This is a genomic window from Kistimonas scapharcae (assembly GCF_039540975.1).
In the GTDB taxonomy this organism is placed as follows: Bacteria; Pseudomonadota; Gammaproteobacteria; order Pseudomonadales; family Endozoicomonadaceae; genus Kistimonas; species Kistimonas scapharcae.
This window is the reverse complement of record NZ_BAABFL010000065.1, coordinates 35,523-57,297: the sequence shown is the minus strand read 5'-3', so window position 1 is coordinate 57,297 and position 21,775 is coordinate 35,523. Positions and strand designations below refer to the sequence as shown.

Sequence of the window (21,775 nt, the reverse complement as noted above, 5' to 3'; positions counted from 1 at the left end):
TAAAGCGAAACTTTGTCAGTGTCGTAGCTCTGGCTTGTGCTTTTGTCTGGTTACCAATGTGAAACGTCAACAGCTCCTAGTCTGTTGGACAGACTTGTCACTATCAAAACCTGACAGTGAAACAGCGAATATCTCAACTCAGCCTATCGGCTCATTGCCATAATTTTTGGCATATAAAGATTCCCCCATAGCGGTAATCTGATTGCCAATTAACCGGTCAAATGCCGTCAGCATGCGCTCACAGGCAGCCCGATCATGATCAAAGGCATTCAGCACTTCCACTGCAGCTTCAACGGTAGAGAGATAACCAGGAGCAGGAACCTTACGGATGCGATAGGCAGATAACTTATCCGTCGTAATCTGCACGGCAGGCAGTGTATGGAGGCAGGTGGACAGATAATAGATTTTTCGCGCTTTACGCCATGTGGCATCCAATAGAATGAACAAGGGCTTCTTATCGCCCTGCCCGGCATTTGCCACGGTAGCCAATGACACAGCGCCGCCCTTTGGGAAAAGTAACCACGGCTGACAGTCCGGATCATTCAATTTTTTTAGCAGGCGGCTATCGGAAGAAAAGTCGTCACCGACAAGAATCTCCGCATTATCCACTGCAAGCGTAACAATGGTAGCCGTATTCAGTGCATGCCTGGATTCATCAGGATGCTGGAGAATCAATAGATCGACCGGCGCCTGATGCGCGATCAAATCATGGCAGTAACAGACCGATTCAGGACGGCGACAACGTGGACAACAAATTCGAGGCATCAGAGAAAATAGAAAGTAAGAAGAAAGCCTAAACTATACGAGCAGAACACCACGTATTTCAAACAGACAGGAAAAGAAATTGACTACCGCAAGAACCACAAAACAAGAAAACAACGCACGAGTGGCCACTACCCAAAAACCACTCTCGATTGATTGCGCTTACTTCTCAGAATGACGCTCGATATCTTTCTTAATAAACCAGGCGAAACCACCACCAAACGCAATCACTAATCCAACGGTAAGCAAGCCTGCTATCACAACGGTATCAAGGTACATACCCCCCTCCTTCCTGCATTTTCGTTATCTTTATGAGTTCAGGCTAGCAGTACCCGGAAACCACCCTATTGACTCAGATCAACAACCTTTCGAAAAGTCAGGTTAATGCGGGGAGATACACTTTTTTGTGTCTTTGGAACCTGATGTTTCCAGTGCTGCTGCATACCTGTCCCCATAAACAGCAACGAACCCGCCTCAAGCATCAGGGTTCGCACAGGGATTGAACGATCGGTTTTATGGCGCAACTGAAATCGTCGTGTCGCACCAAGACTCAGTGAAGCTACCAGCGGATCCTCACCCAGTTCTGGCTCATCGTCCGCATGCCAGCCATTGCTATCCTGCCCCGATCGGTAAAGGTTCAGCAATACACTATTGAACTCAGCCCCCGTGGCTTGCTCGACCCGCACTTTCAGCGCATACAGAATCGGAAGCCAGGGTAGTGGCTCTAGCTGAATCCCCGAGTAGCGATAACTGGCACCGGCATCACCATACCAGGCTTGCAACCGCGGCAATGGCAGGGTTCGACCAAACATTCGGATTTCATCCTGTTGCCACGCCACCGTTTCCAGCAACGCTTGATACAGCTCGCTGGCTTCATCGGTAGTCAGCCAGATTGGCCAGTATCGACAGACACCACCCGGCAACGTGATAACTTCATCACTCATTTCATCTCTACCAGAATCAGGACTTAACATTTGCCAATACCTGCCCTAGAATACTGTATAGATATACAGAATATCACAGACAAAAACCAAGAGGACCACCATGGCCGTTATCCCCATGTGGCAATGTGACCGGGACGGAAGCATGTTTGCAGATAAAAAAGCTGCCGAAGAGTATGATCGTCAACTGGAGCTGGCTGCCAACCTCAGCAGCCTGTTGGAAAAGCATTTCAGTACGCTGGACGAAGAACTGGCAGAAAACATCGGCCTGCTGCTGGCCCGTCACAAAGACACTCTGTCCAAAGCGTTCAAGGGTAAACCTGAACTGGTGCTGGAACTGCTCGACGAAACCCAGCCAACCCCTGAATCCGAGCCCGCCTGATAGGCACAGCCCAACAACAAACCTGCGCACGGCTTGCCCTGTAAACCCCGAAGCGGTGGCGTAGACTGGAGGCCGTTATCCGAAGGTGCCTCCCACTCCAACATCTTTGGATGCTTTCAGGTAAATCCCTGCTTCGCCGGAAAGGCTTACTTTCCGGCATTTTATTCTCCAAACATCCCCACTTCACCTATCCTGTGCACCAACACCAATCATCCGGATTGTTTCCCGTTTCGGTCACCCCCATATTGAGTCTTTCCGGTTATCCGCTAACATACGCCCCTTTTTATGTAGAGGGAGCAGGCAACCCCTATGGCAACATTCGTTTCTGGACAACGCTGGATCAGTGACACAGAGATCGAACAGGGGCTTGGCACCATTCTTACCATTGAGGCGCGAACGGTAACGCTACTCTACCCCGCCACTGGTGAAACCCGTGTCTACCGACTCGAAAACTGTCCCCTGACCCGCGTTATGTTCGCGGTGGGCGATACCGTTGAAAGTCATGAAGGCTGGTCACTCACCGTTACCGGCGTCAGGGAAGAAAACGGCCTGGTCACTTATACCGGTACGCTCGACAATGGTGAGCAACGGGACCTCCCCGAGTCCTGTCTCAGCAATTTTATTGAATTTAACAAACCGCAGGATCGCCTGCTGGCGGGTCAGATTGACCTGAACAGCAATTTCTCCCTGCGCTATCAGACGCTCTGTCACTACAACCGGGTCATTCAGTCCCCCTTGCTGGGCCTGACGGGCGCTCGAGCCAGTCTGATCCCCCATCAGCTGCATATCGCGAATGAAGTGGGTAATCGCTTTGCACCACGGGTGCTGCTGGCAGATGAAGTGGGTCTTGGTAAAACCATCGAAGCCGGTTTGATCCTGAGTCAGCAACTGCTGACCGGTCAGGCTAAACGCGTGCTGGTTGTAGTTCCGGAACCCCTGGTTCACCAGTGGTTGGTCGAAATGCTACGGCGTTTCCACCTGCGTTTCAGCGTGTTCGATGCCGAACGCTGCCGGAATGCCGATGGCGACAACCCGTTCAGCAGTGAACAGTTGATTCTCACCAGTCTGGAATTCCTGCGTGACCATCCAGAGCATCAGGAGCAGGTGGTTGATGCCGGTTGGGATCTCCTTGTGGTTGATGAAGCCCATCACCTGCTGTGGACAGAGTCCGAGGGCGGTAGTCCTGAATACCAACTGGTTGAAACCCTGGCAAACAGCACCCCTAGCGTACTGCTACTGACAGCAACGCCTGAACAACTGGGTGTCGAAAGCCACTTCGCTCGATTGCGCCTGCTGGATCCAGACCGTTTCCATGACCTGGAACAGTTCCGCAAGGAATCCGCCGGGTATGAACCACTGGCCAAGGCAGTGCAGCAACTACTGGAAGCCGAACAACTTCCCGCAGAACAGGCAAACGTGATTGCCTCGCTGGTGGGTGAGGAAGCACAGCCGCTACTGGAAATCCTGACCGCTGAAAGTAGCGAACAAGCTGCGTACGATCAGGCAAAAGAGCAGTTGATTCGCCTGTTGCTTGATCGGCATGGCACCGGCCGTATTCTGTTCCGAAATACACGTGCCTCTGTCCCCGGTTTCCCTGGTCGCGTCGTGCAGGGCTATCCACAACCGCTGCCGGAGCTGTACCAGATTGCACTGGAAGAATCCCGGGAATCAGAGCACTTACTCAAACATCAACTGTTTCCGGAACTGGCCTACCAAGCCAACATCAAGGTTGATGACATGGATCCCTGGTGGAAGGTCGACCCCCGTGTCGAGTGGCTGGCGAATCTCCTGAAACTGTTGAAAAAGGAGAAAGTGCTGGTCATCTGCGCCAATGCAACCACCGCCATGGATCTTGAAGCTGCCCTGCGCATCACCTCTGGCGCCCAGGCATCCGTGTTCCACGAAGGGATGTCCATCGTTGAACGCGACCGTGCCGCTGCCTGGTTTGCTGATGAAGACTATGGTGCCCAACTGCTGATCTGTTCCGAGATTGGCAGCGAAGGACGTAATTTCCAGTTTGCCCATCACCTGGTGCTGTTTGACCTGCCCTTCAACCCGGACTTGCTCGAACAGCGCATTGGCCGGCTTGACCGGATTGGACAATCTGAAACCATTCGCATCCACGTGCCCTATCTGGAAGGTACCGGTCAGGCTCGCCTGTTTCACTGGTACCAGGAAGGACTGGATGCCTTTGCCGATACCTGCCCCGCCGGTAGTGTCGTTTACTCAGAGCTGGGCGAGGAACTCACGAAGTGGGTCAGCAACACTGAGACAAACGACACCGATGAAACAGGTGAATCAAACAGTAATGAGCTGATCAGCAGAACACTGGCACTCAACACCGAAATTGCCGGAAATCTGCGTCAGGGACGAGACCGTCTGCTTGAACTCAACTCCCGTGGTGCCGGTAGCAGTCACGATCTGGCCGCCGAGATTCGAAAACAGGATACACCGAAGGTTCTTCGACCTTACCTGGAACGGCTTATGGAAGGGTTTGGACTGGAAACCGAAGATCATTCCAAACACTGCCTGATCGTTCGGCCAGGTAGCCATATGACGGTATCGAGTTATCCTGCAGTACCTGTTGATGGCACAACTATTACCTTCAACCGCGATACCGCTCTGGCCCGCGAAGATATGCAGTTTGTCACTTGGGAACACCCCATGGTACGCGAAGGCATGGAAATGCTGCTGACCAGTGAAACCGGGAATACGTCAGTCGCACTGATCAAGAACAAGGCGCTGAAGCCCGGCACCATGTTGATGGAGGCAGTGTTTGTGGTTGAAGCCGGCGGTGACAGGAAACTGCAACTGCACCGATTCCTGCCACCCACGGTGATTCGCACACTGATTGATCCCAACCTGAACAACCTGGCGGACAAGGTCAGTTTTGAGGGGCTGGACAGTCAGCTGCAGAAGCTCAAGACCACTATGGCTCGCAAGGTGGTCAAAGCACAACGCGAACCTATCCTGAAAATGGTCAACAAGGCGGAAGATTACGCCCGTACCCGCGTGGCAGATATTATCAATGAGGCTTGCCAGCAATTGATTCAGTCGGTCACACGGGAAATCCGGCGACTTGCTGCATTAAAGGCGGTTAACCCAAATATCCGGGATGAAGAAATTGAATTCCTGAAACAGCAAGCGGCCATTGGCCACCAGTGCCTGCAAAAGGCCCAGCTACGACTGGACGGCATTCGATTGATCTTCGCAGCGCAATAGTAAGTACCTGCCTCTCGGATTGGGTCTGTTCAGCGAATGACCCCCTACCCAATTCGAGAGGTAGACACCAACAAAGCCCTACATAACAAGTACTCATCCCCCCTAAAAAAACAAACATCCCTCCCCTGCAAATCCTTTTACCCTATCGTTTGTTCAGTTTTTACCCATCCTATCTCGGTGAGGGTAATAGTGCTTGCTACTCACTATCACAATCTCTAACCTAGCTCTAAGATGCCTGCACGCATGATCACCGGTAACTTGCCATGACCAGCACGATTACACCCCATACGGTAAGCCCTTGCTTTCAGTTGAAAGGAAGCATGGTCACACTAATGACCTTGGAGTTGTTTCACTTCAGTGAGATTGAATTTCGCGCACAACTTCAGACCCTGGTTGCACAGGCACCACGCTTCTTTGAAAACACCCCTGTCGTACTGGCTCTAGAACGCCTGAGCAATAGCAGCAACACGCCAGACTTTGACCATATCCGCTCCCTCTGTGCTGGGTTTGGCATTAACATTTTTGCTATCCGCGGAGGCAGTCATACGCTTCAGCAAGCAGCAGCCAATGCAGGACTGGCTTGTCTGCCAGCGCAAAAGGGCAATATCGTCAAACGCAAACTCAACCCAACGACAGTACCAGCCAAAGAGGCTCCTTCAGCCAGCATCCTGCCAATGACGCAGGGTGAACTCCCCCTGGATCAGCAACCCGCAGAAGGGACTCCGGAATCAAACCAGAAGACAGCCGGTGACGACTCATCTAAGCAACTCGCAAAGGCCGCACCGACGACCCGTATCATCACCCACCCCGTACGTTCCGGCCAGCAAATTTATCACCCTGGCGAGCTTATCATACTGGCGCCAGTCGGTGCAGGGGCGGAAATTCTCGCGGACGGCAACATTCACGTCTACGGCCCCCTGAGAGGTCGCGCATTAGCCGGTGTTAATGGCAACAATAAAGCCCACATTTTCTGTCAGCATTTCGAGGCCGAACTGATTTCCATCAATGGCCGCTTCAAGCCGGCAGGTACAATAGATGAGAAATACTGGAAATCGGCCGTGCACGCCTGGCTGGATGAAGACAGTCTCTGCTTTGAAGCACTGTGATACGAAGCTGGCTTCGGCTTTCCAGACTGACACTCCGCGCTAAAAATCGATACAATGACGTCGTGGTGCCACTGCCATGAGACCCGGGCACAGTTTCAGTCGCGACTACTGATTGTACAAGAATAAATCAGTCGTCTATTACCTGTACCCATGTAGTTTGTTTGTAAGGGATGATTCATTGGCCAAGATAATTGTTGTCACATCAGGCAAGGGGGGCGTGGGCAAAACGACATCCAGCGCAGCCTTCTCTACCGGCCTGGCCATGCAGGGTCACAAGACCGTTGTGATTGATTTCGATATCGGCCTGCGCAACCTGGACCTGGTCATGGGGTGTGAACGCCGTGTCGTCTATGACTTTGTCAACGTCATCAATGGCGAAGCCGCACTGCACCAGGCCCTGATCAAGGATAAACATACCGATAATCTCTACGTCCTGCCCGCCTCCCAGACCCGGGACAAAGATGCGCTGACGCTTGAAGGGGTTGAAGCCATTCTCAACCAACTCAAGGAAGACTTTGACTATATTGTCTGCGATTCCCCGGCAGGTATCGAGAAAGGCGCACTGATGGCACTCTATTTTGCTGACGAAGCCATCATCACGACCAATCCGGAAGTCTCTTCCGTCAGGGATTCTGACCGCATCTTGGGCATTCTTCACAGCAAATCACGTCGGGCCGAACAGAACCTCGAACCCGTCAAGGAACACCTGCTACTCACCCGCTACGACCCTGAACGTGTCAACAAGGGCGAGATGCTGAGCGTGGACGATGTCAGAGACATCCTGGCCATTCCACTGCTGGGTGTTGTGCCAGAATCCATGGCGGTCCTGAAAGCCTCCAACCAGGGGCAACCCGTCATTCTTCAGGAAGAAAGCGATGCCGGACAGGCATACAATGATATTGTCAGCCGTTTTCTTGGCAAGGATCTGCCTCACCGCTTCCTTGACGCCCGGAAAAAAGGCCTGCTGGAACGGATGTTTGGGGGACGCTAATGAGTCTGTTTGACCTTTTCCAGAACAAGGAGAAAAAATCCTCGGCCTCTGTCGCCAGGGAGCGACTCCAGATTATCGTCGCCCATGAGCGTGCAGGTCGGGACAGCCCTGACTACCTGCCCGCCATGAAGCAAGATATTCTTAACGTCATCCGGAAATATGTGGCGGTGGAAAACGAGGATGTCAGCATCCAGTTCGACACCCGCGAGGAAGTCTCCATCCTGGAGCTGAATGTCACACTGCCAGAGGCATCAACTGGCACGAAATAACTTCATTCCGCTACAGGCCGCTGTTATTCTGTCAGGCACTCACTCTGCCTGACAGAATACCCATGACAAAGCACACCTTTGACCAAAACACCTTCAATAAAAACTTACTGACCTTTCTGGACCAATCCCCCACACCGTTCCACGCCACCCGGGAAATTGCGCGCCAACTCGACAAAGCCGGCTTTACCGCACTGAATGAACGCGACGCCTGGCAGCTGGCACCTGGCAAAAAGTACTACACCACCCGCAACGGCTCATCAATCATTGCCTTTACAACGGGCAAAGGGAATTATGCGGAACAGGGATTTCGCATGGTTGGCGCACATACTGACAGCCCTTGCCTGAAGGTCAAACCCACGCCTACCCTACAGGAAAAAGGCTGCTATCAACTAGGGGTTGAGGTATACGGCGGTGCATTGCTGAGCCCATGGTTTGACCGCGACCTGTCACTGGCCGGGCGAGTAACCTGGACCGACCCACAGGGTCAACTACACAGCTCCCTGATCGATTTCCGTGATCCTATTGCCATTATCCCCAATCTGGCAATCCATCTTGATCGGGAGGCGAACAACACCCATCCCATCAATCCGCAAAAAGATATCCCCCCCATCCTGTCGCTGCTGAAAAATGACGAAAAGATCGATTTCATACAGCAGCTGGTGAATCGCCTCAAGGTTGAAGCCCCCTCCAGCCAACCCGTTGAAATTCTGGATTATGAGCTGTTTTTCTACGACACACAGAAAGCCGCCATCATTGGTATGGAACAGGACTTCATCGCCTCTGCCAGACTGGACAACCTGCTGAGCTGCTTTACGGGTCTGCAAGCCCTTCTGGCAGCCAACAGCGATTCTCCCTGCCTGCTGGTCTGTAATGATCATGAGGAAGTGGGCAGCCAATCCGCCACTGGTGCGCAGGGGCCGTTCCTGAAAAATGTACTCGAACGCATTATCGGCATGGGGGAACCCATGACCCGCACCATGCAGCGCTCCATTCTCATCTCGGCAGACAACGCCCACGCCGTTCATCCGAACTACGCCGACAAACATGATGGCAACCACTGCCCGATCATGAACCAGGGACCGGTTATCAAGATCAACGCCAATCAGCGTTACGCCACCACCAGTGAAACCAGCGCCCTGTTCAGACACCTTTGCCAGAAAGCCAATGTACCGGTCCAAAGCTTTGTAGCCAGAACCGATATGGGCTGTGGAAGCACCATCGGCCCACTCACAGCAGCGGAACTGGGTGTAATGACACTGGATGTCGGCCTGCCGACACTGGCCATGCACTCCATCAGGGAACTCGCCGGCACAGAAGATGCCACCAACATGGCCAACCTGCTGACGCTATTCTACAACGAAGAAAGCCTGACCATTATCTAAACCTGCCGGGGCAGAACCATACGGTTTTGCCCCATACCCATCTCCCGGCATGACGTATGAATCAAGCCGTCCTATCCTGAAAACATAACGCAAAGCCTTAGCTTGGCGGGCTGCGATGCGCAGCATCAAATACAGCTGAGGCACGGCGAACGGCAAAACTATCACTTTCCCTGCCGTGACAGTTGTAGGTATCATGCTTTAGACGCCTGTAAAAAGGCTGAGTAGACGGCCGATTACCCATAAACAGCCATCAGCGGGCTGGGTAGAAAAAGGAGTTGTCACCCATGCCGGTTTTCATAACACGCCAGGCAGACACTGATAAGAGAGCGAACCATCTGATGCATTTTAAGGCCCGAACTGCCCGTCTGAATCTATTTTTTGCCTTGCTGTTGTCATTGTCATCAACACTGGCTTTCGCCAAGGACAGCGAAACCAGCCATGCTGATACAGAAAAACTCCTTGAGCAGCAACTTGAAACACTCAAGCCCACACTCAATCAGGCCATCGCAAGCGTCAACGTCGTGCAACTTTTGCAGCGAAACTCCTACGAAAAAATCACCATTGATAACAACAGTTCGGAAAAGATCTTCCAGAGTTATCTGGATACACTGGATCGTAATCGCAGCTTCTTCCTGGCCTCCGATATCAAAGAATTCGAACCTTACCGGGATGAACTCGACAGCGCACTGAAAAGCGGTAACCTTAAGCCCGCTTTTGATATCTTCAACCGTTACATGCAACGCAGCGAAGAACGCATCCGATTCGCCCTGAAGTATCTGGAAACCGGATTGGATAAGATCGATTTCAACAAACAAGAATCACTAACCATTGACCGTGAAAAATCGCCCTGGCTCGCTGATAGAAAGGCTCAGGAAGACCTCTGGCGGCGCCAGCTGAAAGACAACATTCTTAATATGAAGCTGAACGAAAAGCCGCTCAAAGAGATCCAGGAACTGCTTCACAAGCGCTATACCAATCAGCTTCGCCGACTCCATCAGACCCGCAGTGAAGATGCCTTCCAGCTGTATCTGAATGCGTTTACTCAGCTTTATGATCCGCACACACAGTACTTCTCGCCGCAACGCGCCGAAACCTTTGATATCAATATGAGCCTTTCACTGGAAGGCATTGGCGCCGTTCTTCAGTCTGAAGACGAATACACCAAGGTCGTCAGCATCGTTCCTGCAGGCCCGGCAGACAAAGCCGGACAGCTCAAGCCGGGGGATCGCATTATCGCAGTCTCCCAAGGCGAGAATGGCACGTTTGAAGATGTGGTTGGCATGCGACTGGATGAGGTTGTCAAGCTGATTCGTGGCCCCAAAGGCACCCGTGTGAAGCTGGAAACCATTCCCGCCAACAGCAAGGATGGCAAGACCCGCATCTACCCAATTACCCGCGACAAGGTCAAGCTGGAAGAACAATCCGCCCAAAAGGAGATCATCACCATCAAGCAGGGCGATCGTGATTATCGTATTGGTGTGATTGACATTCCGGCCTTTTACATCGATTTCAAAGCCGCACAGGCTGGCGATCCCGATTACAAGAGCACAACCCGGGATGTTCGCAAACTGCTCAAGGAACTCAACAAAGAAAACATTGATGGCCTGATTATCGATCTGCGCAGTAATGGCGGTGGCTCCCTGCAGGAAGCCAACCAACTCAGCGGCCTGTTCATCAATGACGGCCCCACCGTTGTGGTCCGGGACAGCCGGGGACGTACCGAACCCCAGCAGGATCCTGACCCAGAAGAGGTCTACCACGGCCCCATGGCAGTCATGATCAACCGCCTGAGCGCCTCGGCGTCAGAGATTTTTGCCGGCGCCATGCAAGACTACCAGCGTGCTGTCATCATTGGCAGCCAGAGCTTTGGCAAGGGCACTGTCCAAACTATCCAGCCACTGAACCATGGCCAACTGAAACTGACCGTAGCAAAATTCTATCGGGTCTCCGGACAAAGCACCCAGAATCGCGGTGTCATCCCTGACATAAGCTTCCCTTCCCTGTTCAATAAGGAAGATATTGGAGAGAGCGCATTACCCAACGCTCTTCCCTGGGATGAAATCAACCCAGCCAAGTTCAAGGCCTTTGAGCCTTTGACGCCTTTCATGCCCGCCTTGCGTGAAAGACATAACAAACGTATCAGTGACAATCCAGATTTCCTCTATCTCAAAGATCTGAAAACCTTCCAGCAGCGTTATGACAGCAAGAACAGTATCAGTCTCAACGAGAAAGAACGGCGTCATGAAACAAACTCTATGCGTAAAGAACGACTTCGCCTGGAAAACCAGCTGCGCAAAGCCAAAGGCAAACCTGTTTACAAAAGCCTTGAAGAGCTAGAAGAAGCGCAAAACACCAACGATTCCCAATATGGCAAACGGGACGAGGATAAATCAGAAGATGATGCACTGCTGATAGAAAGCGGGAATATTCTGGCTGATATGATTGAACTCTCCTCTCGCTATATCGCTGACAGCGCCAAGCAATAACCGGTCTCGAAACAGGCGGCAGGCCTAACCAGTCTGCCGCTGCACTTCTGGCTAAAAAGCGTCCAGATCAGCCCGCATCAGAGACTGTTCACTGACATCGAAGCAAACCAGCTGAGGCTCTACATCAAACCATTGCATAAAGACGCTGTAATCACGCCTCTCAGGCCAAAGCGCTTCATCTTCCAACCAGGCTGCCAACTCATTCTCAAACAGCTGAGCGGCATGCGATTTCAGCCACTGCTTAAAATCTTCTTCCTGCTCAACCTCATCAAACAGATAAACCGAGCCTTCAGCCCTGAACGCTTCAATACTCATGGCTTCCTCCGGATTTACCCGGTTGGCCCACTCTACGAATACGCCTGTTGGCTTCAGAGAAACCGCGGATCGATTCAACAATTTCATTCTGCAATCCTGCCATTCACTCAATAACGACCGTTTAGCGCGAAATAATGACGTTTCAGCGCTGAAGACGCAAATCGACAGAAATGTAATCACTTTTTTCTAGAATTAGCGCATCCTGTCGAATACGAGGAGTAAGAGAATGCCAAGAATAGTCATCATCGCCGTGACACTTATCATGACCTTACTGCATGCCAGCTCGATGCCCGCAAAAGAAAAAACCCTCTTTCTGGTACGCCATGGTGAAGCTGATCACAACATCAATGGCCGCTATAGCACCAACCCTGAACATCCCGCTTACACCCCGTCATACCTGACGGACAAGGGGAAAGAACAGGTTAAATGCACAGCCGATGCGATCGACACACAACTCAACAGGGAAGCTCGTATTGCGCTGTTCGCATCTCCCTTACCGCGTACCGTCCAGACAGCAGAAATACTTGCCTCCCATCTGCGACTCACTCAGCACTCCATTATTACTGACAACCGACTGATAGAAACTAACCTCGGCAACCGGGAAGGCCAGTTACATTCACAATTCGATGACAAAGACCCCTGGTTTCCCGATGACCCATCGACATATGACGGCGAAACTACTGAGCAAATTAATGCGCGCTTACAATCATTTTACGATGAAATCATTTCTGACAATCACACTGATATCCTGATTATTGTTACTCATGGCTCCCCCGCACTCCTGTTTGCCCATCTCATACAGCCTGACATTTCACATATACGCCTGGAAACTGCTGGCTTTGGTGTATTTGTCATCACAGACGAATAAGGTCGTCTTACTGTCGCTCATGCGTTTAAGAAATAGGATTGCCTCCCCCACCCGGATAAGGTTATCTTTTAATCAGGATTAACAATAATGAGAAAAGGAATATGGAGTATTTTATTGGCACAATAAAGTGGTTTAGCAATCCGAAGGGAATCGGGTTCATTAATCCTATTAGCGAATCCAATAATCAGGATATATTCATCCATTACAGCTGTATCAACATGGATGGATTTAAAACACTGAAGGCGGGGGAAACCGTCAGATTCCTACTGGGCAACGGCGCCAAGGGGTTTATGGCAACAGAAGTGATACCGGAACCCGGCAACGCAACGGAAGCTTCCACGCCATCCGGTTCGACCATCGAAGAATCGACACAGGCCAGGGAGCCTGAAATGGCTGAATAACGAACCTGGTTCTTTCTACGACAATCACTGCCTATTTCGTGACTCTCCCGGTTTGATGGCGAATCATTCCGGGAGCACCAAAACTCGCAAGCTACGTCACTGACAATCCAATCTGACCGTTATCTATAGCAACCTGGCTATTTAATTGCGCCATCAAAGCCTGCAGGCTCTCCAGACGATCACATTCCTCATGCCAACTGCAATAAATATGGCGCTTAATGACTGGCACATCATTAACCTGATACAAATCCCCTTCCGACATCGGTGTCTGTACCATTGTCAGTGGCAGATAGGCACAGCCCCCGTTATTCAACAGGAAATCCAAGGCAACTCGAGCACTATTGGTATGCAGTACCGGCGAAGGCAAGCCACTCAGGTGCCGTGACAACTCAATACCAAAACGCGTCCCCCAATCCACCATTACCCACCCGGACAGCCAGGGTACAGAATCCTCCTGAATAGCTGCACGTGTGACCATCACAAGCTCAACTGTCGCAAGTTCACAGTAACCCAGCTCATCTGCCTTAGGCGGATCGAACAAAATAGCCAGATCGAGTGTCCGATTCAGCAGTCTTCGCGCCACCACTTCCGGACTGACACTTTCTGCCCGAACAGCAATACCCGGGTTATCACTGAATATCTGGTTAATTCGCTCCTGCAACAGGATGTCCCAGACGTTAGGTGTCGCCCCGATGGATATCTGCACATTCTGATTACGGTCCAACGCCACATCCAGTCGCGCCCGGTCCCAGGCAGCCAGAATGGCTTCCGCATGGGTTCTAAGACGCTCCCCGGCCGGTGTCAGCTGAATATTGTTACGATAACGGGTAAATAGCGGTGCAGATAGTTGAGACTCCAACTGCCGTACCCTTGAACTCACAGCAGACTGAGTCAAATAAAGATTTTCTGCCGCCTTACCAAAATGCCGGGTCTTTTCAACTTCCAGAAATGTCTTCAAAAGCTCGGTATCCACAGAACAAAACACTCCTGACAGGCATTAATGTCATTAAGCATAATAGTCACTCAAGCGAAGCCATCGCCTGCAGGACTTATAAGAGCTGGGGAGATTGTCCAACAGCGCGTCATATTTTTCCACACAACTGATCGCTATCACAGGAGACAGAAAGCAATAAAGAAGGGGGGAATGACACCAAGAACCGGCATGAGTATCCAACATCAAAAACCATGCCGGCAAACAGATTACAAACAGCGCAGATTAGCTTTCACTGACCAGTGACTTATAGCCGAAGAGCATTTTAACATCATGCTGCTTAAGAAATTTCTGAAGCCAGAAATGGCACCAAGACTCATTATCCAGTGAGGGATCCATGCCGGAAGGGCTGAGATCAGTACGCAACAACAAAACAGGTGTGGACACCCCATCATTATCAATCACCTGAAACAGCAAACCACAGGGAATGATCTCACCATCAGTACCAGCGCTTGCCGTCGGTCTGATCGACATCACCAGATTAATCGACCAAAGCCTATAACTCTGCTGAATCAACAACTGAAGCGGAAACTCCATTACCCCCTCATCTTCAAGCGAGAGGTCATTTCCATGCAAAACCACTGAACTCTCAAACTTCCTGATCATCAGCGATTCAATGGTTCTTTCGGGAGACCCACTTAACCAGCTTTTCAGCGACGCTGCACGCGCTACGAGTGCATCCTGCATTTCTTGTTCGTTCATACCCAATTCCAGACACGAAAAAACGGCTGTTGCATCGCTAGAATATGCGGGTAAAACCAATCCGGTTTCAAACGAACTTACTTATTCTCACGATCATTTTTTTCGATCAATAGCGATGGAGAAACGAAAAAGGACGATGGTAATTTTTTGATAACAACAAAAAAGCCGATCATCGCTGATCGGCTTTTTCTGAAGAAGTGGCGGACCGGACGGGGCTCGAACCCGCGACCTCCGGCGTGACAGGCCGGCATTCTAACCAACTGAACTACCGGTCCGCGACAAACTTTCTAACCTGGTGGGTGATGACGGGATCGAACCGCCGACCCTCTGCTTGTAAGGCAGATGCTCTCCCAGCTGAGCTAATCACCCAAAATCTTGTAACGCATATCTAGCAAATTAAATGGCGGACCGGACGGGGCTCGAACCCGCGACCTCCGGCGTGACAGGCCGGCATTCTAACCAACTGAACTACCGGTCCGCGACAAACTTGCTTTCTAACACTGGTGGGTGATGACGGGATCGAACCGCCGACCCTCTGCTTGTAAGGCAGATGCTCTCCCAGCTGAGCTAATCACCCAAAAATTCTTTCGATCATCAGTCAACAAATGGCGGACCGGACGGGGCTCGAACCCGCGACCTCCGGCGTGACAGGCCGGCATTCTAACCAACTGAACTACCGGTCCGCGACAAACTGACATCCGCATTGTGGTGGGTGATGACGGGATCGAACCGCCGACCCTCTGCTTGTAAGGCAGATGCTCTCCCAGCTGAGCTAATCACCCTTCCCGATGCGGTGCGCATTATAACCATAATGCGACTTAAATCCAGACCCTGATGCAAAGTGGCGGACCGGACGGGGCTCGAACCCGCGATCTCCGGCGTGACAGGCCGGCATTCTAACCAACTGAACTACCGGTCCGCTACAGTCTTGCGTGGTGGGTGATGACGGGATCGAACCGCCGACCCTCTGCTTGTAAGGCAGATGCTCTCCCAGCTGAGCTAATCACCCCTCGTCAGGACGGCGCGAATTATAAGCAGCATCGGTTACGATATGCAACCGATATATGCCCACCTGCGGGATTTACACATTCGGACTGTTCTAACAGTCTTTTTATCGCATCTCGCAGCATCCTTACGGCTTCAGTAATAAAATGCCGAATGCATCTGTTACCATGACAGATGCCAACAGTGGGACAGAGCATCATGTGGTTCAAAAACCTGATTTTGTACCGTTTCAGCAAACCGTTTGAATACACCGCTGAAACGCTGGAAGAAAAACTGGCGGAACAACGGTTTCGCCCCTGCAGCAAATCGGAAATGAGCAGTTTTGGCTGGGTATCACCCGTGCCCGATGGCGACAGCCTGATTCATGCCAGTGGTCAGTTCCTGGTCGTCACTGCAAAAAAAGAAGATAAGCTGTTACCGGCCAGCGTCGTACGCGATGCACTGAAAGAAAAGATCGAAACCATTGAACATGAACAGGGCAGGAAAGTTTTTAAAAAGGAGAAAGACCAACTCAAGGATGAAATCACGCGCGACCTGCTGCCGCGAGCGTTCAGCCGATCCAGTCGAACCAGCGCTTATATAGATAGCCGTAATGGCTGGCTGATTGTCGATGCATCCAGCTTCCGCAAAGCAGAAGAATTGACTAGCTCCCTGCGTAGCTGTCTGGGCAGTCTGCCCGTGCTGCCTCCGGCACTAAAATCTTCACCTTCTGCCATTATGACCAACTGGTTGCAGCAGTCTGCTGACCTGCCCGCACCGTTCATACTTGGCGACGAGTGCGAGCTGAAGGAACCGGGTGAAGAAGGCGGCATTGTCCGCTGCAAACGTGTTGACCTGTTATCTGAAGAAGTCAGCCTGCATCTTACTTCCGGCAAAGTCGTCAGCCGCATTGCCATGCAGTGGGATGAATCTATCGACTGCATTCTCGGAGAAGATCTCTGCATCAAACGACTGAAGTTCACTGACACCTTGCAGGAGCAGTCCGACGCACTCGACATTGAGGATAAAGCGGGACGTTTTGATGCCGACTTTACGCTGATGGCTCTGACACTGGAACGTTTCCTCAGTGAACTCATTAATGCGCTTGGCGGAGAAGACACCAGTCGCACAGGGCAGGAAGCAGAACCCGTGGGCATGGAAGAGCCTGAACTGGCAGAAGCCTAAACGACAAAAAGGCGGAGGGTTTTAAACCTTTCCGCCTTTTTAACTCTACGATCAACGGCCCTAACGCTCCAGCACAACAAATGCTACCGCATAGTCTTTCTCATCACTGATCGTTACATGATGAGTACTGATACCTAACTGTTCACCCAACCGCCTTGCCGCACCATGGAACATCAGAGAGGGCGCACCCTGCGCACTATTAGCCACCTCGATATCCTGAAACGAGACTTTACCAATACCGGTACCCAATGCCTTGGCCACCGCTTCTTTTACGGCGAAACGCGTTGCTATAAAGGACGCATGACTACCACGGGCGACAAAAACAGCATATTCAGACTCGGTCAAAATGCGCCGAACAAACCGATCGCCCTGCCGTTCCAGCACTTGCTGTATACGTCGTATATCAACGATATCGGTTCCAATGCCTGCAATCATGCCTGGTGCCTGGCTGCATCCAACATTAAGGCTTTCATTTCCCGAATCGCTTCTTTAAGTCCGGTAAACATGGCCCTGCCAATGATGGCGTGACCAATGTTTAGTTCATTGACTCCCGGAATCGCGGCGACAGGTTCAACATTCTGGTAATTCAAGCCGTGCCCGGCATTCACGATCAAGCCCTGCTTGCGACCATGGGAAACGGCGCGACGGATTCGCTCAAGCTCTGCATGCAGCTCTTCAGGATTTTCTGCATCCGCATAACAACCGGTGTGCAGCTCAATAGTTGGCGCACCACATCGGACGGCAGCATCAATCTGGGTCGGCTCCGGATCTATAAACAGTGAAACATCAATGCCTTTTGCTGCCAGCCTCTGACAGGCTTCAGCAATGCGTCCCTCCTGACTAAGCACATCCAGCCCTCCTTCCGTGGTTAGCTCTTCACGCTTCTCTGGCACCAGGCAGACATGGACTGGCAGAACTTGCTCAGCAATTGCCAGCATCTCTTCAGTGACGGCCATCTCCAGATTCATTCGAGTCTGGAGTAAATCCTTGAGCCGATACACATCATGATCTTGAATATGACGACGATCTTCGCGCAGGTGCAGTGTGATTCCATCAGCACCCGCCTCTTCCGCATCCAGCGCGGCCTTGACCGGATCAGGGAATCGCGTCCCTCTTGCCTGACGAATCGTGGCAATATGATCAATATTGACACCCAGAAGAATACGGTTAATCGGAATCACTGACTACTCCTTCCACTGACTTGATCATTGACTCATACCGGATCGGCCTGCCGAAACAGCTCACGACTGCGTAACGGTCTATTGCCGAGCAGCGGAGCCAATGCCATCCGGGTCAGACGCTTAAGATCCGGCAACATCAGATCGGTAACCTCATTACGGGCAAACGCGTTCAAAACCGCCCCGGAAAAACAGGGAACCCTGCCCGCCGGATCCAGCGCATGGCAGGGTACAAACCCATTATCCTGCTGGTAGAGATAATATTGGTTATCACGAATCGCGTGCCCCTGCTCTCCGTCATACGACAAAGGAATCCCATAGCCCAGCGCTTCCAGCAAGAGTTTCTCAAAGATTCTCAACTTGACCTCCAGTGGCAGCTGCTGATTCAAGCCATCAACAAGCCACTCATAAAGATCAAAAAGGTTTGCTACCGCATCACCGGGCTGTAGCAGGCGCACCAATAATTCATTGGCATACAGCCCGCTATAGAGATATTTACCCGTCAGCAGCAGATAACGATCCTGCTCTAGCTGGCGCAAGGTCTTGAGTTCTGTTTTCCCCGTCCAGCTAATCAGCAAACGGGAAAAAGGCTGGAGCAGGTGACCTCGCCGAGGCTTTCCCGCCTTACTGGCTGCTCCCCGGGCGCCTGAGGCGACCAGGGAGACTTTACCGTGATTACGGGTCAGGCAGTCAACCAGCAAGCTTGTATCACGGTAGGGCCTGGTATGGAGTACCCAGGCAGGTTGCAGCTCGAAGGTGTTAGCAGACACCGCAAGCCCTCTCAGGGCAGCTCGGTATAACCAAGACTGGCCAAAGCCCGCTCATCATCTGACCAGCCGGAGCGCACCTTGACCCACAGATTCAACATCACCTTATTGTCGAACAGCTTTTCCATATCCAGGCGGGCATCATGACCGATCACCTTCAAGCGACTGCCTTTGTCACCAATCACAATCCGCTTCTGGCCTGGACGCTCAACCAGAATCAGTGCACTGATATGAAGCACACCACCATCTTCTTTGAACTCTTCAATCTCAACCGTAATTTGATAGGGAATCTCATCACCCAGCTGACGCATGATCTTTTCCCGAACCAGCTCTGCCGCCAGGAAACGGGAGCTGCGATCAGTAATCTGGTCATCACCATAAAAATGAATACTTTCCGGCAGAAATCCGTGAACCAAACGTTCCAATCGCTCAACATTGTGGCCATTCTTGGCCGACATTGGCACGATATGCGCGAAGTCCATCTTCCGCGACAGCTCATCCAACCAGGGAATAAGTTTATCCTTTTCTGTAATACGGTCGGTTTTGTTCACAACTAGAATGACTGGACAACGGCTGTGACGCACCGTTTCCAACACCATTTCATCTTCATCAGTCCAAACCATCCGGTCAACAATAAAGATGATAACGTCCACATCTTTAACAGACGAGGTCGCGGCCCGGTTCATATACCGGTTGATGGCTCTGCCATCATTTTTATGAATACCGGGTGTATCCACGTAAACAGCCTGCACATCACCATCGGTTTTGATACCGAGGATCTGGTGGCGGGTTGTCTGGGGCTTACGGGACGTAATACTCAGCTTCTGGCCAAGAATATGATTCAAAAGGGTCGATTTACCAACATTAGGCCGCCCAACAATCGCCACATAGCCACAACGGCCTTCAGACACTGCCTGTTCAATCATCCTTCAACCTCCACCCCAAGCGCCATTAGCGCCCGTCGGGCTGACTGCTGTTCCGCCGCCCGTCGACTGCAACCCGCACCTATCGTCGATTCAACCCCGACGACAGAACAATGTACCGTAAAGGTCTGATCATGCGCCCTGCCATCAATGCTGACCAGCTCATAGTGAGGCAGAGGCTGCTGACGTGACTGCAGATATTCCTGCAGACGGGTTTTGGGGTCTTTATTCTGTTGATCGCCAACAGAAAGCTTTTCAAGCCGACTGGCAAACCAGACGAGAATACGGGTTCGGCAGATATCCATGCCGCCGTCAAGGTAAATTGCGCCGATAAGTGCTTCGACAGCATCCGCCAGAATCGACTCACGGCGATACCCGCCACTTTTCAGCTCACCGGAGCCTAGGCGAAGAAAATCACCCAGACCAAATTCCCGGGCAATTTCCGCCAACGTGGCACCACGCACCATGCAGGCCCGCAGCCTGCTCAATTGGCCTTCCTTTGCCTGAGGAAACCGCTGATAGAGATCTTCGGCAATCACAAAATTGACGATGGAGTCGCCAAGAAATTCGAGCCGCTCGTTATTACGACCACCATAACTACGATGAGTCAACGCCAGAACAGCCAGCTCGCTATCCTTAAATTGATAGCCGAGCTGCTGTTCCAGCTTGTCTATGGATTGTTTCACTATTGCCTGATTTTCCTGCTGTTCTTGAATGTCAGAACAGCATCTATGTTGTAAATCATTGGGACACGACGCTCATAGTTTACATCAATGATGATGTCATTGCCTTCACGCCGTACTTTTGCGCTATCTTCGATTAGCTCTGGCAGATTGTTAACCTGAAACCCTCTATCCAACCAGTCACGGATATCAGCAACTGCCGCATCCTCAACACCATCACGTTGTTCTATCGAATCCAGCGTTTTCTCAACACTGAAGTTATCATGGTACAAAGGCGTAAACTTGATAACACAAGTAAACAGGAAGGCCGCAAAAGCCAACCAAGCCACTACGGCGATCATGGATGCTCCGCGCTGTTCTTTCATTCCCTTCATGGCAGGTCTCCAGCTGCTCTTCAGATTATCGATCCATTGTTTTTCAGATTAGGCAGATCAAACCAACTCGGCCAGTGCATCCAGATATAGACTGCTTTACCGACAATATTTGCCTCCGGCACAAAACCCCAATAACGGCTGTCATTACTGCGATCACGGTTGTCGCCCATCACAAAATACTGCCCTTCAGGTACAGTCCATTCTGTCTGCGGCAGGCGATTTTCGATATCCATATCCTTGCGGATCTGATGAGAGGTATCACCGATGGTTTCTTCATAGATCCGATAAACCAGATTTCGCCCCAAGCGTGGCTCAAAATCATCACGTAGCTCGGCCACAAAGGTTTCCGGCACCTTCTCGTCATTCACGTATAACGTTTTATTTCGATACTCAATTTTATCGCCAGGAACGCCTATTACCCGCTTGATGAAATTGATATTAGGGTTCATCGGCTCCTTGAACACCATGACATCGCCCCGTTGTGGCTCATTCACTGCCACCACTTTGGTACCTATCACAGGAAGCCGGAGGCCATAGGTATACTTGTTAACAAGAATGAAATCACCAACCTGAAGCGTCGGAATCATCGACCCCGACGGAATCTGAAAAGGTTCATACAGGAATGAGCGCAATACCAGCACAACAAACAGGACAGGGAATACAGACTTTGCAGTTTCCACCATCCCCGGCTCTCTGGACAGCCTGCTCAGCGTTTCCTCGTCTGCTTCTTCGACCTGCTCACGGTAACTGGCGACGGCGGTCCGGCGCCTCGGCGCCAGCACCAGAATATCAATAAGCCCGATCAAACCACTGGCAAATACGGCGATCACCAGGATAAGGGGGAAATTAAAGTCCATATCAAC

At 51.4% G+C, this 21,775-nt stretch carries 23 protein-coding genes and 8 tRNA genes; 10 read left to right on the top strand and 21 right to left on the bottom strand.

Features of this window, described 5'->3' with window-relative positions:
* Positions 1-138 precede the first annotated feature (138 nt).
* From ABD892_RS03840 to ABD892_RS03830, 3 genes are all read right to left on the bottom strand, one after another.
* Positions 139-765 (bottom strand): tRNA-uridine aminocarboxypropyltransferase, encoded by a 627-nt coding sequence (locus ABD892_RS03840; RefSeq protein WP_345194007.1) that lies wholly within the window; start codon positions 763-765, stop codon positions 139-141.
* 159 nt (positions 766-924) lie between these two features.
* The gene (gene ccoM / locus ABD892_RS03835; RefSeq protein ID WP_345194004.1) at positions 925-1,041 is read right to left on the bottom strand and encodes a cytochrome c oxidase subunit CcoM; all 117 of its coding nucleotides are present in this window, start codon (positions 1,039-1,041) and stop codon (positions 925-927) included.
* Between the two features lie 65 nt (positions 1,042-1,106).
* Entirely contained in the window at positions 1,107-1,706 is a 600-nt protein-coding gene (locus tag ABD892_RS03830) for an alpha-ketoglutarate-dependent dioxygenase AlkB family protein (protein WP_345194002.1), read from the bottom strand.
* 100 nt (positions 1,707-1,806) lie between these two features.
* Here ABD892_RS03830 and ABD892_RS03825 point away from each other — a divergent pair, with 100 nt between their 5' ends.
* The 7 genes from ABD892_RS03825 (at position 1,807) to ABD892_RS03795 (ending at position 11,541) form a co-directional block, all read left to right on the top strand.
* The gene (locus tag ABD892_RS03825) at positions 1,807-2,085 is read left to right on the top strand and encodes a YebG family protein (RefSeq protein ID WP_345194000.1); all 279 of its coding nucleotides are present in this window, start codon (positions 1,807-1,809) and stop codon (positions 2,083-2,085) included.
* A 309-nt stretch (positions 2,086-2,394) separates the two neighbouring features.
* Complete coding sequence (gene rapA, locus ABD892_RS03820) at positions 2,395-5,307, top strand: RNA polymerase-associated protein RapA (protein WP_345193998.1); 2,913 nt, start codon at positions 2,395-2,397, stop codon at positions 5,305-5,307.
* A gap of 263 nt (positions 5,308-5,570) precedes the next feature.
* A complete protein-coding gene (minC, locus tag ABD892_RS03815; protein WP_345193996.1) occupies positions 5,571-6,413 on the top strand; it encodes a septum site-determining protein MinC in 843 nt (280 codons plus the stop codon).
* A 178-nt stretch (positions 6,414-6,591) separates the two neighbouring features.
* A complete protein-coding gene (gene minD / locus ABD892_RS03810) occupies positions 6,592-7,404 on the top strand; it encodes a septum site-determining protein MinD (protein WP_345193994.1) in 813 nt (270 codons plus the stop codon).
* On the top strand, positions 7,404-7,673 hold the full coding sequence (minE, locus tag ABD892_RS03805; protein WP_345193992.1) for a cell division topological specificity factor MinE: 270 nt from the start codon (positions 7,404-7,406) through the stop codon (positions 7,671-7,673). The genes minD and minE overlap by 1 nt, the downstream gene beginning before the upstream one ends.
* A 62-nt stretch (positions 7,674-7,735) precedes the next feature.
* Complete coding sequence (locus ABD892_RS03800) at positions 7,736-9,055, top strand: M18 family aminopeptidase (RefSeq protein WP_345193990.1); 1,320 nt, start codon at positions 7,736-7,738, stop codon at positions 9,053-9,055.
* A 284-nt stretch (positions 9,056-9,339) separates the two neighbouring features.
* Positions 9,340-11,541 (top strand): carboxy terminal-processing peptidase, encoded by a 2,202-nt coding sequence (locus ABD892_RS03795; RefSeq protein ID WP_345193988.1) that lies wholly within the window; start codon positions 9,340-9,342, stop codon positions 11,539-11,541.
* 51 nt (positions 11,542-11,592) lie between these two features.
* On the opposite strand, the gene ABD892_RS03790 is transcribed toward ABD892_RS03795, so the two are convergent.
* Positions 11,593-11,943 carry a hypothetical protein gene (locus ABD892_RS03790; protein ID WP_345193986.1) on the bottom strand — a complete coding sequence of 117 codons (351 nt, stop codon included), beginning with the start codon at positions 11,941-11,943 and terminating at the stop codon, positions 11,593-11,595.
* Between the two features lie 139 nt (positions 11,944-12,082).
* On the opposite strand from ABD892_RS03790, the gene ABD892_RS03785 reads away from it, so the two are divergent.
* The gene (locus tag ABD892_RS03785; RefSeq protein WP_345193984.1) at positions 12,083-12,724 is read left to right on the top strand and encodes a histidine phosphatase family protein; all 642 of its coding nucleotides are present in this window, start codon (positions 12,083-12,085) and stop codon (positions 12,722-12,724) included.
* A 101-nt stretch (positions 12,725-12,825) separates the two neighbouring features.
* Positions 12,826-13,125 (top strand): cold shock domain-containing protein, encoded by a 300-nt coding sequence (locus ABD892_RS03780; RefSeq protein ID WP_345193982.1) that lies wholly within the window; start codon positions 12,826-12,828, stop codon positions 13,123-13,125.
* A gap of 91 nt (positions 13,126-13,216) precedes the next feature.
* On the opposite strand, the gene ABD892_RS03775 is transcribed toward ABD892_RS03780, so the two are convergent.
* The 10 genes from ABD892_RS03775 to ABD892_RS03730 all read right to left on the bottom strand — a co-directional run bounded on the left by ABD892_RS03775 (position 13,217) and on the right by ABD892_RS03730 (position 15,827).
* Complete coding sequence (locus tag ABD892_RS03775) at positions 13,217-14,098, bottom strand: LysR family transcriptional regulator (protein ID WP_345193979.1); 882 nt, start codon at positions 14,096-14,098, stop codon at positions 13,217-13,219.
* Positions 14,099-14,341: 243 nt separating this feature from the next.
* Positions 14,342-14,818 (bottom strand): hypothetical protein, encoded by a 477-nt coding sequence (locus ABD892_RS03770; RefSeq protein WP_345193977.1) that lies wholly within the window; start codon positions 14,816-14,818, stop codon positions 14,342-14,344.
* 198 nt (positions 14,819-15,016) lie between these two features.
* Positions 15,017-15,093 (bottom strand) — tRNA-Asp (locus ABD892_RS03765).
* A gap of 18 nt (positions 15,094-15,111) precedes the next feature.
* A tRNA-Val gene (locus tag ABD892_RS03760) sits at positions 15,112-15,187 on the bottom strand.
* A gap of 32 nt (positions 15,188-15,219) precedes the next feature.
* Positions 15,220-15,296 (bottom strand) — tRNA-Asp (locus tag ABD892_RS03755).
* Positions 15,297-15,319: 23 nt separating this feature from the next.
* Positions 15,320-15,395: transfer RNA gene (locus tag ABD892_RS03750), tRNA-Val, on the bottom strand.
* A 29-nt stretch (positions 15,396-15,424) separates the two neighbouring features.
* Positions 15,425-15,501, bottom strand: a tRNA-Asp gene (locus ABD892_RS03745).
* Between the two features lie 23 nt (positions 15,502-15,524).
* A tRNA-Val gene (locus ABD892_RS03740) sits at positions 15,525-15,600 on the bottom strand.
* Positions 15,601-15,660: 60 nt separating this feature from the next.
* Positions 15,661-15,737: transfer RNA gene (locus tag ABD892_RS03735), tRNA-Asp, on the bottom strand.
* A gap of 14 nt (positions 15,738-15,751) precedes the next feature.
* Positions 15,752-15,827 (bottom strand) — tRNA-Val (locus ABD892_RS03730).
* Between the two features lie 194 nt (positions 15,828-16,021).
* Between ABD892_RS03730 and rdgC the strand changes: the two genes are divergently transcribed.
* Positions 16,022-16,987 (top strand): recombination-associated protein RdgC, encoded by a 966-nt coding sequence (gene rdgC, locus ABD892_RS03725; RefSeq protein ID WP_345193975.1) that lies wholly within the window; start codon positions 16,022-16,024, stop codon positions 16,985-16,987.
* Positions 16,988-17,047: 60 nt separating this feature from the next.
* Here rdgC and acpS read toward each other — a convergent pair whose 3' ends face one another.
* Genes acpS through lepB form a run of 7 tightly spaced genes read right to left on the bottom strand, consistent with a single transcriptional unit; the run spans position 17,048 to position 21,769 of the window.
* Complete coding sequence (acpS, locus tag ABD892_RS03720; protein WP_345193973.1) at positions 17,048-17,422, bottom strand: holo-ACP synthase; 375 nt, start codon at positions 17,420-17,422, stop codon at positions 17,048-17,050.
* Positions 17,419-18,168 (bottom strand): pyridoxine 5'-phosphate synthase, encoded by a 750-nt coding sequence (gene pdxJ / locus ABD892_RS03715; RefSeq protein WP_425559162.1) that lies wholly within the window; start codon positions 18,166-18,168, stop codon positions 17,419-17,421. The genes acpS and pdxJ overlap by 4 nt, the downstream gene beginning before the upstream one ends.
* A gap of 32 nt (positions 18,169-18,200) precedes the next feature.
* Positions 18,201-18,935, bottom strand: coding sequence for a DNA repair protein RecO (gene recO / locus ABD892_RS03710; RefSeq protein ID WP_345193971.1), 735 nt, complete (start codon positions 18,933-18,935; stop codon positions 18,201-18,203).
* A gap of 11 nt (positions 18,936-18,946) precedes the next feature.
* Complete coding sequence (era, locus tag ABD892_RS03705; RefSeq protein ID WP_345193969.1) at positions 18,947-19,858, bottom strand: GTPase Era; 912 nt, start codon at positions 19,856-19,858, stop codon at positions 18,947-18,949.
* The gene (gene rnc, locus ABD892_RS03700; protein WP_345193967.1) at positions 19,855-20,541 is read right to left on the bottom strand and encodes a ribonuclease III; all 687 of its coding nucleotides are present in this window, start codon (positions 20,539-20,541) and stop codon (positions 19,855-19,857) included. Before rnc ends, era begins: the two co-directional genes overlap by 4 nt.
* Positions 20,541-20,912, bottom strand: coding sequence for a DUF4845 domain-containing protein (locus ABD892_RS03695; RefSeq protein ID WP_345193964.1), 372 nt, complete (start codon positions 20,910-20,912; stop codon positions 20,541-20,543). Before ABD892_RS03695 ends, rnc begins: the two co-directional genes overlap by 1 nt.
* 20 nt (positions 20,913-20,932) lie before the next feature.
* Positions 20,933-21,769 (bottom strand): signal peptidase I, encoded by an 837-nt coding sequence (gene lepB / locus ABD892_RS03690; RefSeq protein WP_345193962.1) that lies wholly within the window; start codon positions 21,767-21,769, stop codon positions 20,933-20,935.
* Between the last annotated feature and the right edge of the window lie 6 nt (positions 21,770-21,775).

Coding starts and splice junctions, on each gene's coding strand:
- rdgC (WP_345193975.1), top strand. CDS start 16,022: ATGTGGTTCAAAAACCTGATTTTGTACCGTTTCAGCAAACCGTTTGAA.
- minC (WP_345193996.1), top strand. CDS start 5,571: ATGACCAGCACGATTACACCCCATACGGTAAGCCCTTGCTTTCAGTTG.
- rapA (WP_345193998.1), top strand. CDS start 2,395: ATGGCAACATTCGTTTCTGGACAACGCTGGATCAGTGACACAGAGATC.
- ABD892_RS03840 (WP_345194007.1), bottom strand. CDS start 765: ATGCCTCGAATTTGTTGTCCACGTTGTCGCCGTCCTGAATCGGTCTGT.
- ABD892_RS03780 (WP_345193982.1), top strand. CDS start 12,826: ATGGAGTATTTTATTGGCACAATAAAGTGGTTTAGCAATCCGAAGGGA.
- acpS (WP_345193973.1), bottom strand. CDS start 17,422: ATGATTGCAGGCATTGGAACCGATATCGTTGATATACGACGTATACAG.
- ABD892_RS03790 (WP_345193986.1), bottom strand. CDS start 11,943: ATGAAATTGTTGAATCGATCCGCGGTTTCTCTGAAGCCAACAGGCGTA.
- era (WP_345193969.1), bottom strand. CDS start 19,858: ATGATTGAACAGGCAGTGTCTGAAGGCCGTTGTGGCTATGTGGCGATT.
- lepB (WP_345193962.1), bottom strand. CDS start 21,769: ATGGACTTTAATTTCCCCCTTATCCTGGTGATCGCCGTATTTGCCAGT.
- ccoM (WP_345194004.1), bottom strand. CDS start 1,041: ATGTACCTTGATACCGTTGTGATAGCAGGCTTGCTTACCGTTGGATTA.
- ABD892_RS03785 (WP_345193984.1), top strand. CDS start 12,083: ATGCCAAGAATAGTCATCATCGCCGTGACACTTATCATGACCTTACTG.
- ABD892_RS03795 (WP_345193988.1), top strand. CDS start 9,340: ATGCCGGTTTTCATAACACGCCAGGCAGACACTGATAAGAGAGCGAAC.
- minE (WP_345193992.1), top strand. CDS start 7,404: ATGAGTCTGTTTGACCTTTTCCAGAACAAGGAGAAAAAATCCTCGGCC.
- ABD892_RS03825 (WP_345194000.1), top strand. CDS start 1,807: ATGGCCGTTATCCCCATGTGGCAATGTGACCGGGACGGAAGCATGTTT.
- ABD892_RS03830 (WP_345194002.1), bottom strand. CDS start 1,706: ATGAGTGATGAAGTTATCACGTTGCCGGGTGGTGTCTGTCGATACTGG.
- ABD892_RS03695 (WP_345193964.1), bottom strand. CDS start 20,912: ATGAAGGGAATGAAAGAACAGCGCGGAGCATCCATGATCGCCGTAGTG.
- ABD892_RS03770 (WP_345193977.1), bottom strand. CDS start 14,818: ATGAACGAACAAGAAATGCAGGATGCACTCGTAGCGCGTGCAGCGTCG.
- ABD892_RS03800 (WP_345193990.1), top strand. CDS start 7,736: ATGACAAAGCACACCTTTGACCAAAACACCTTCAATAAAAACTTACTG.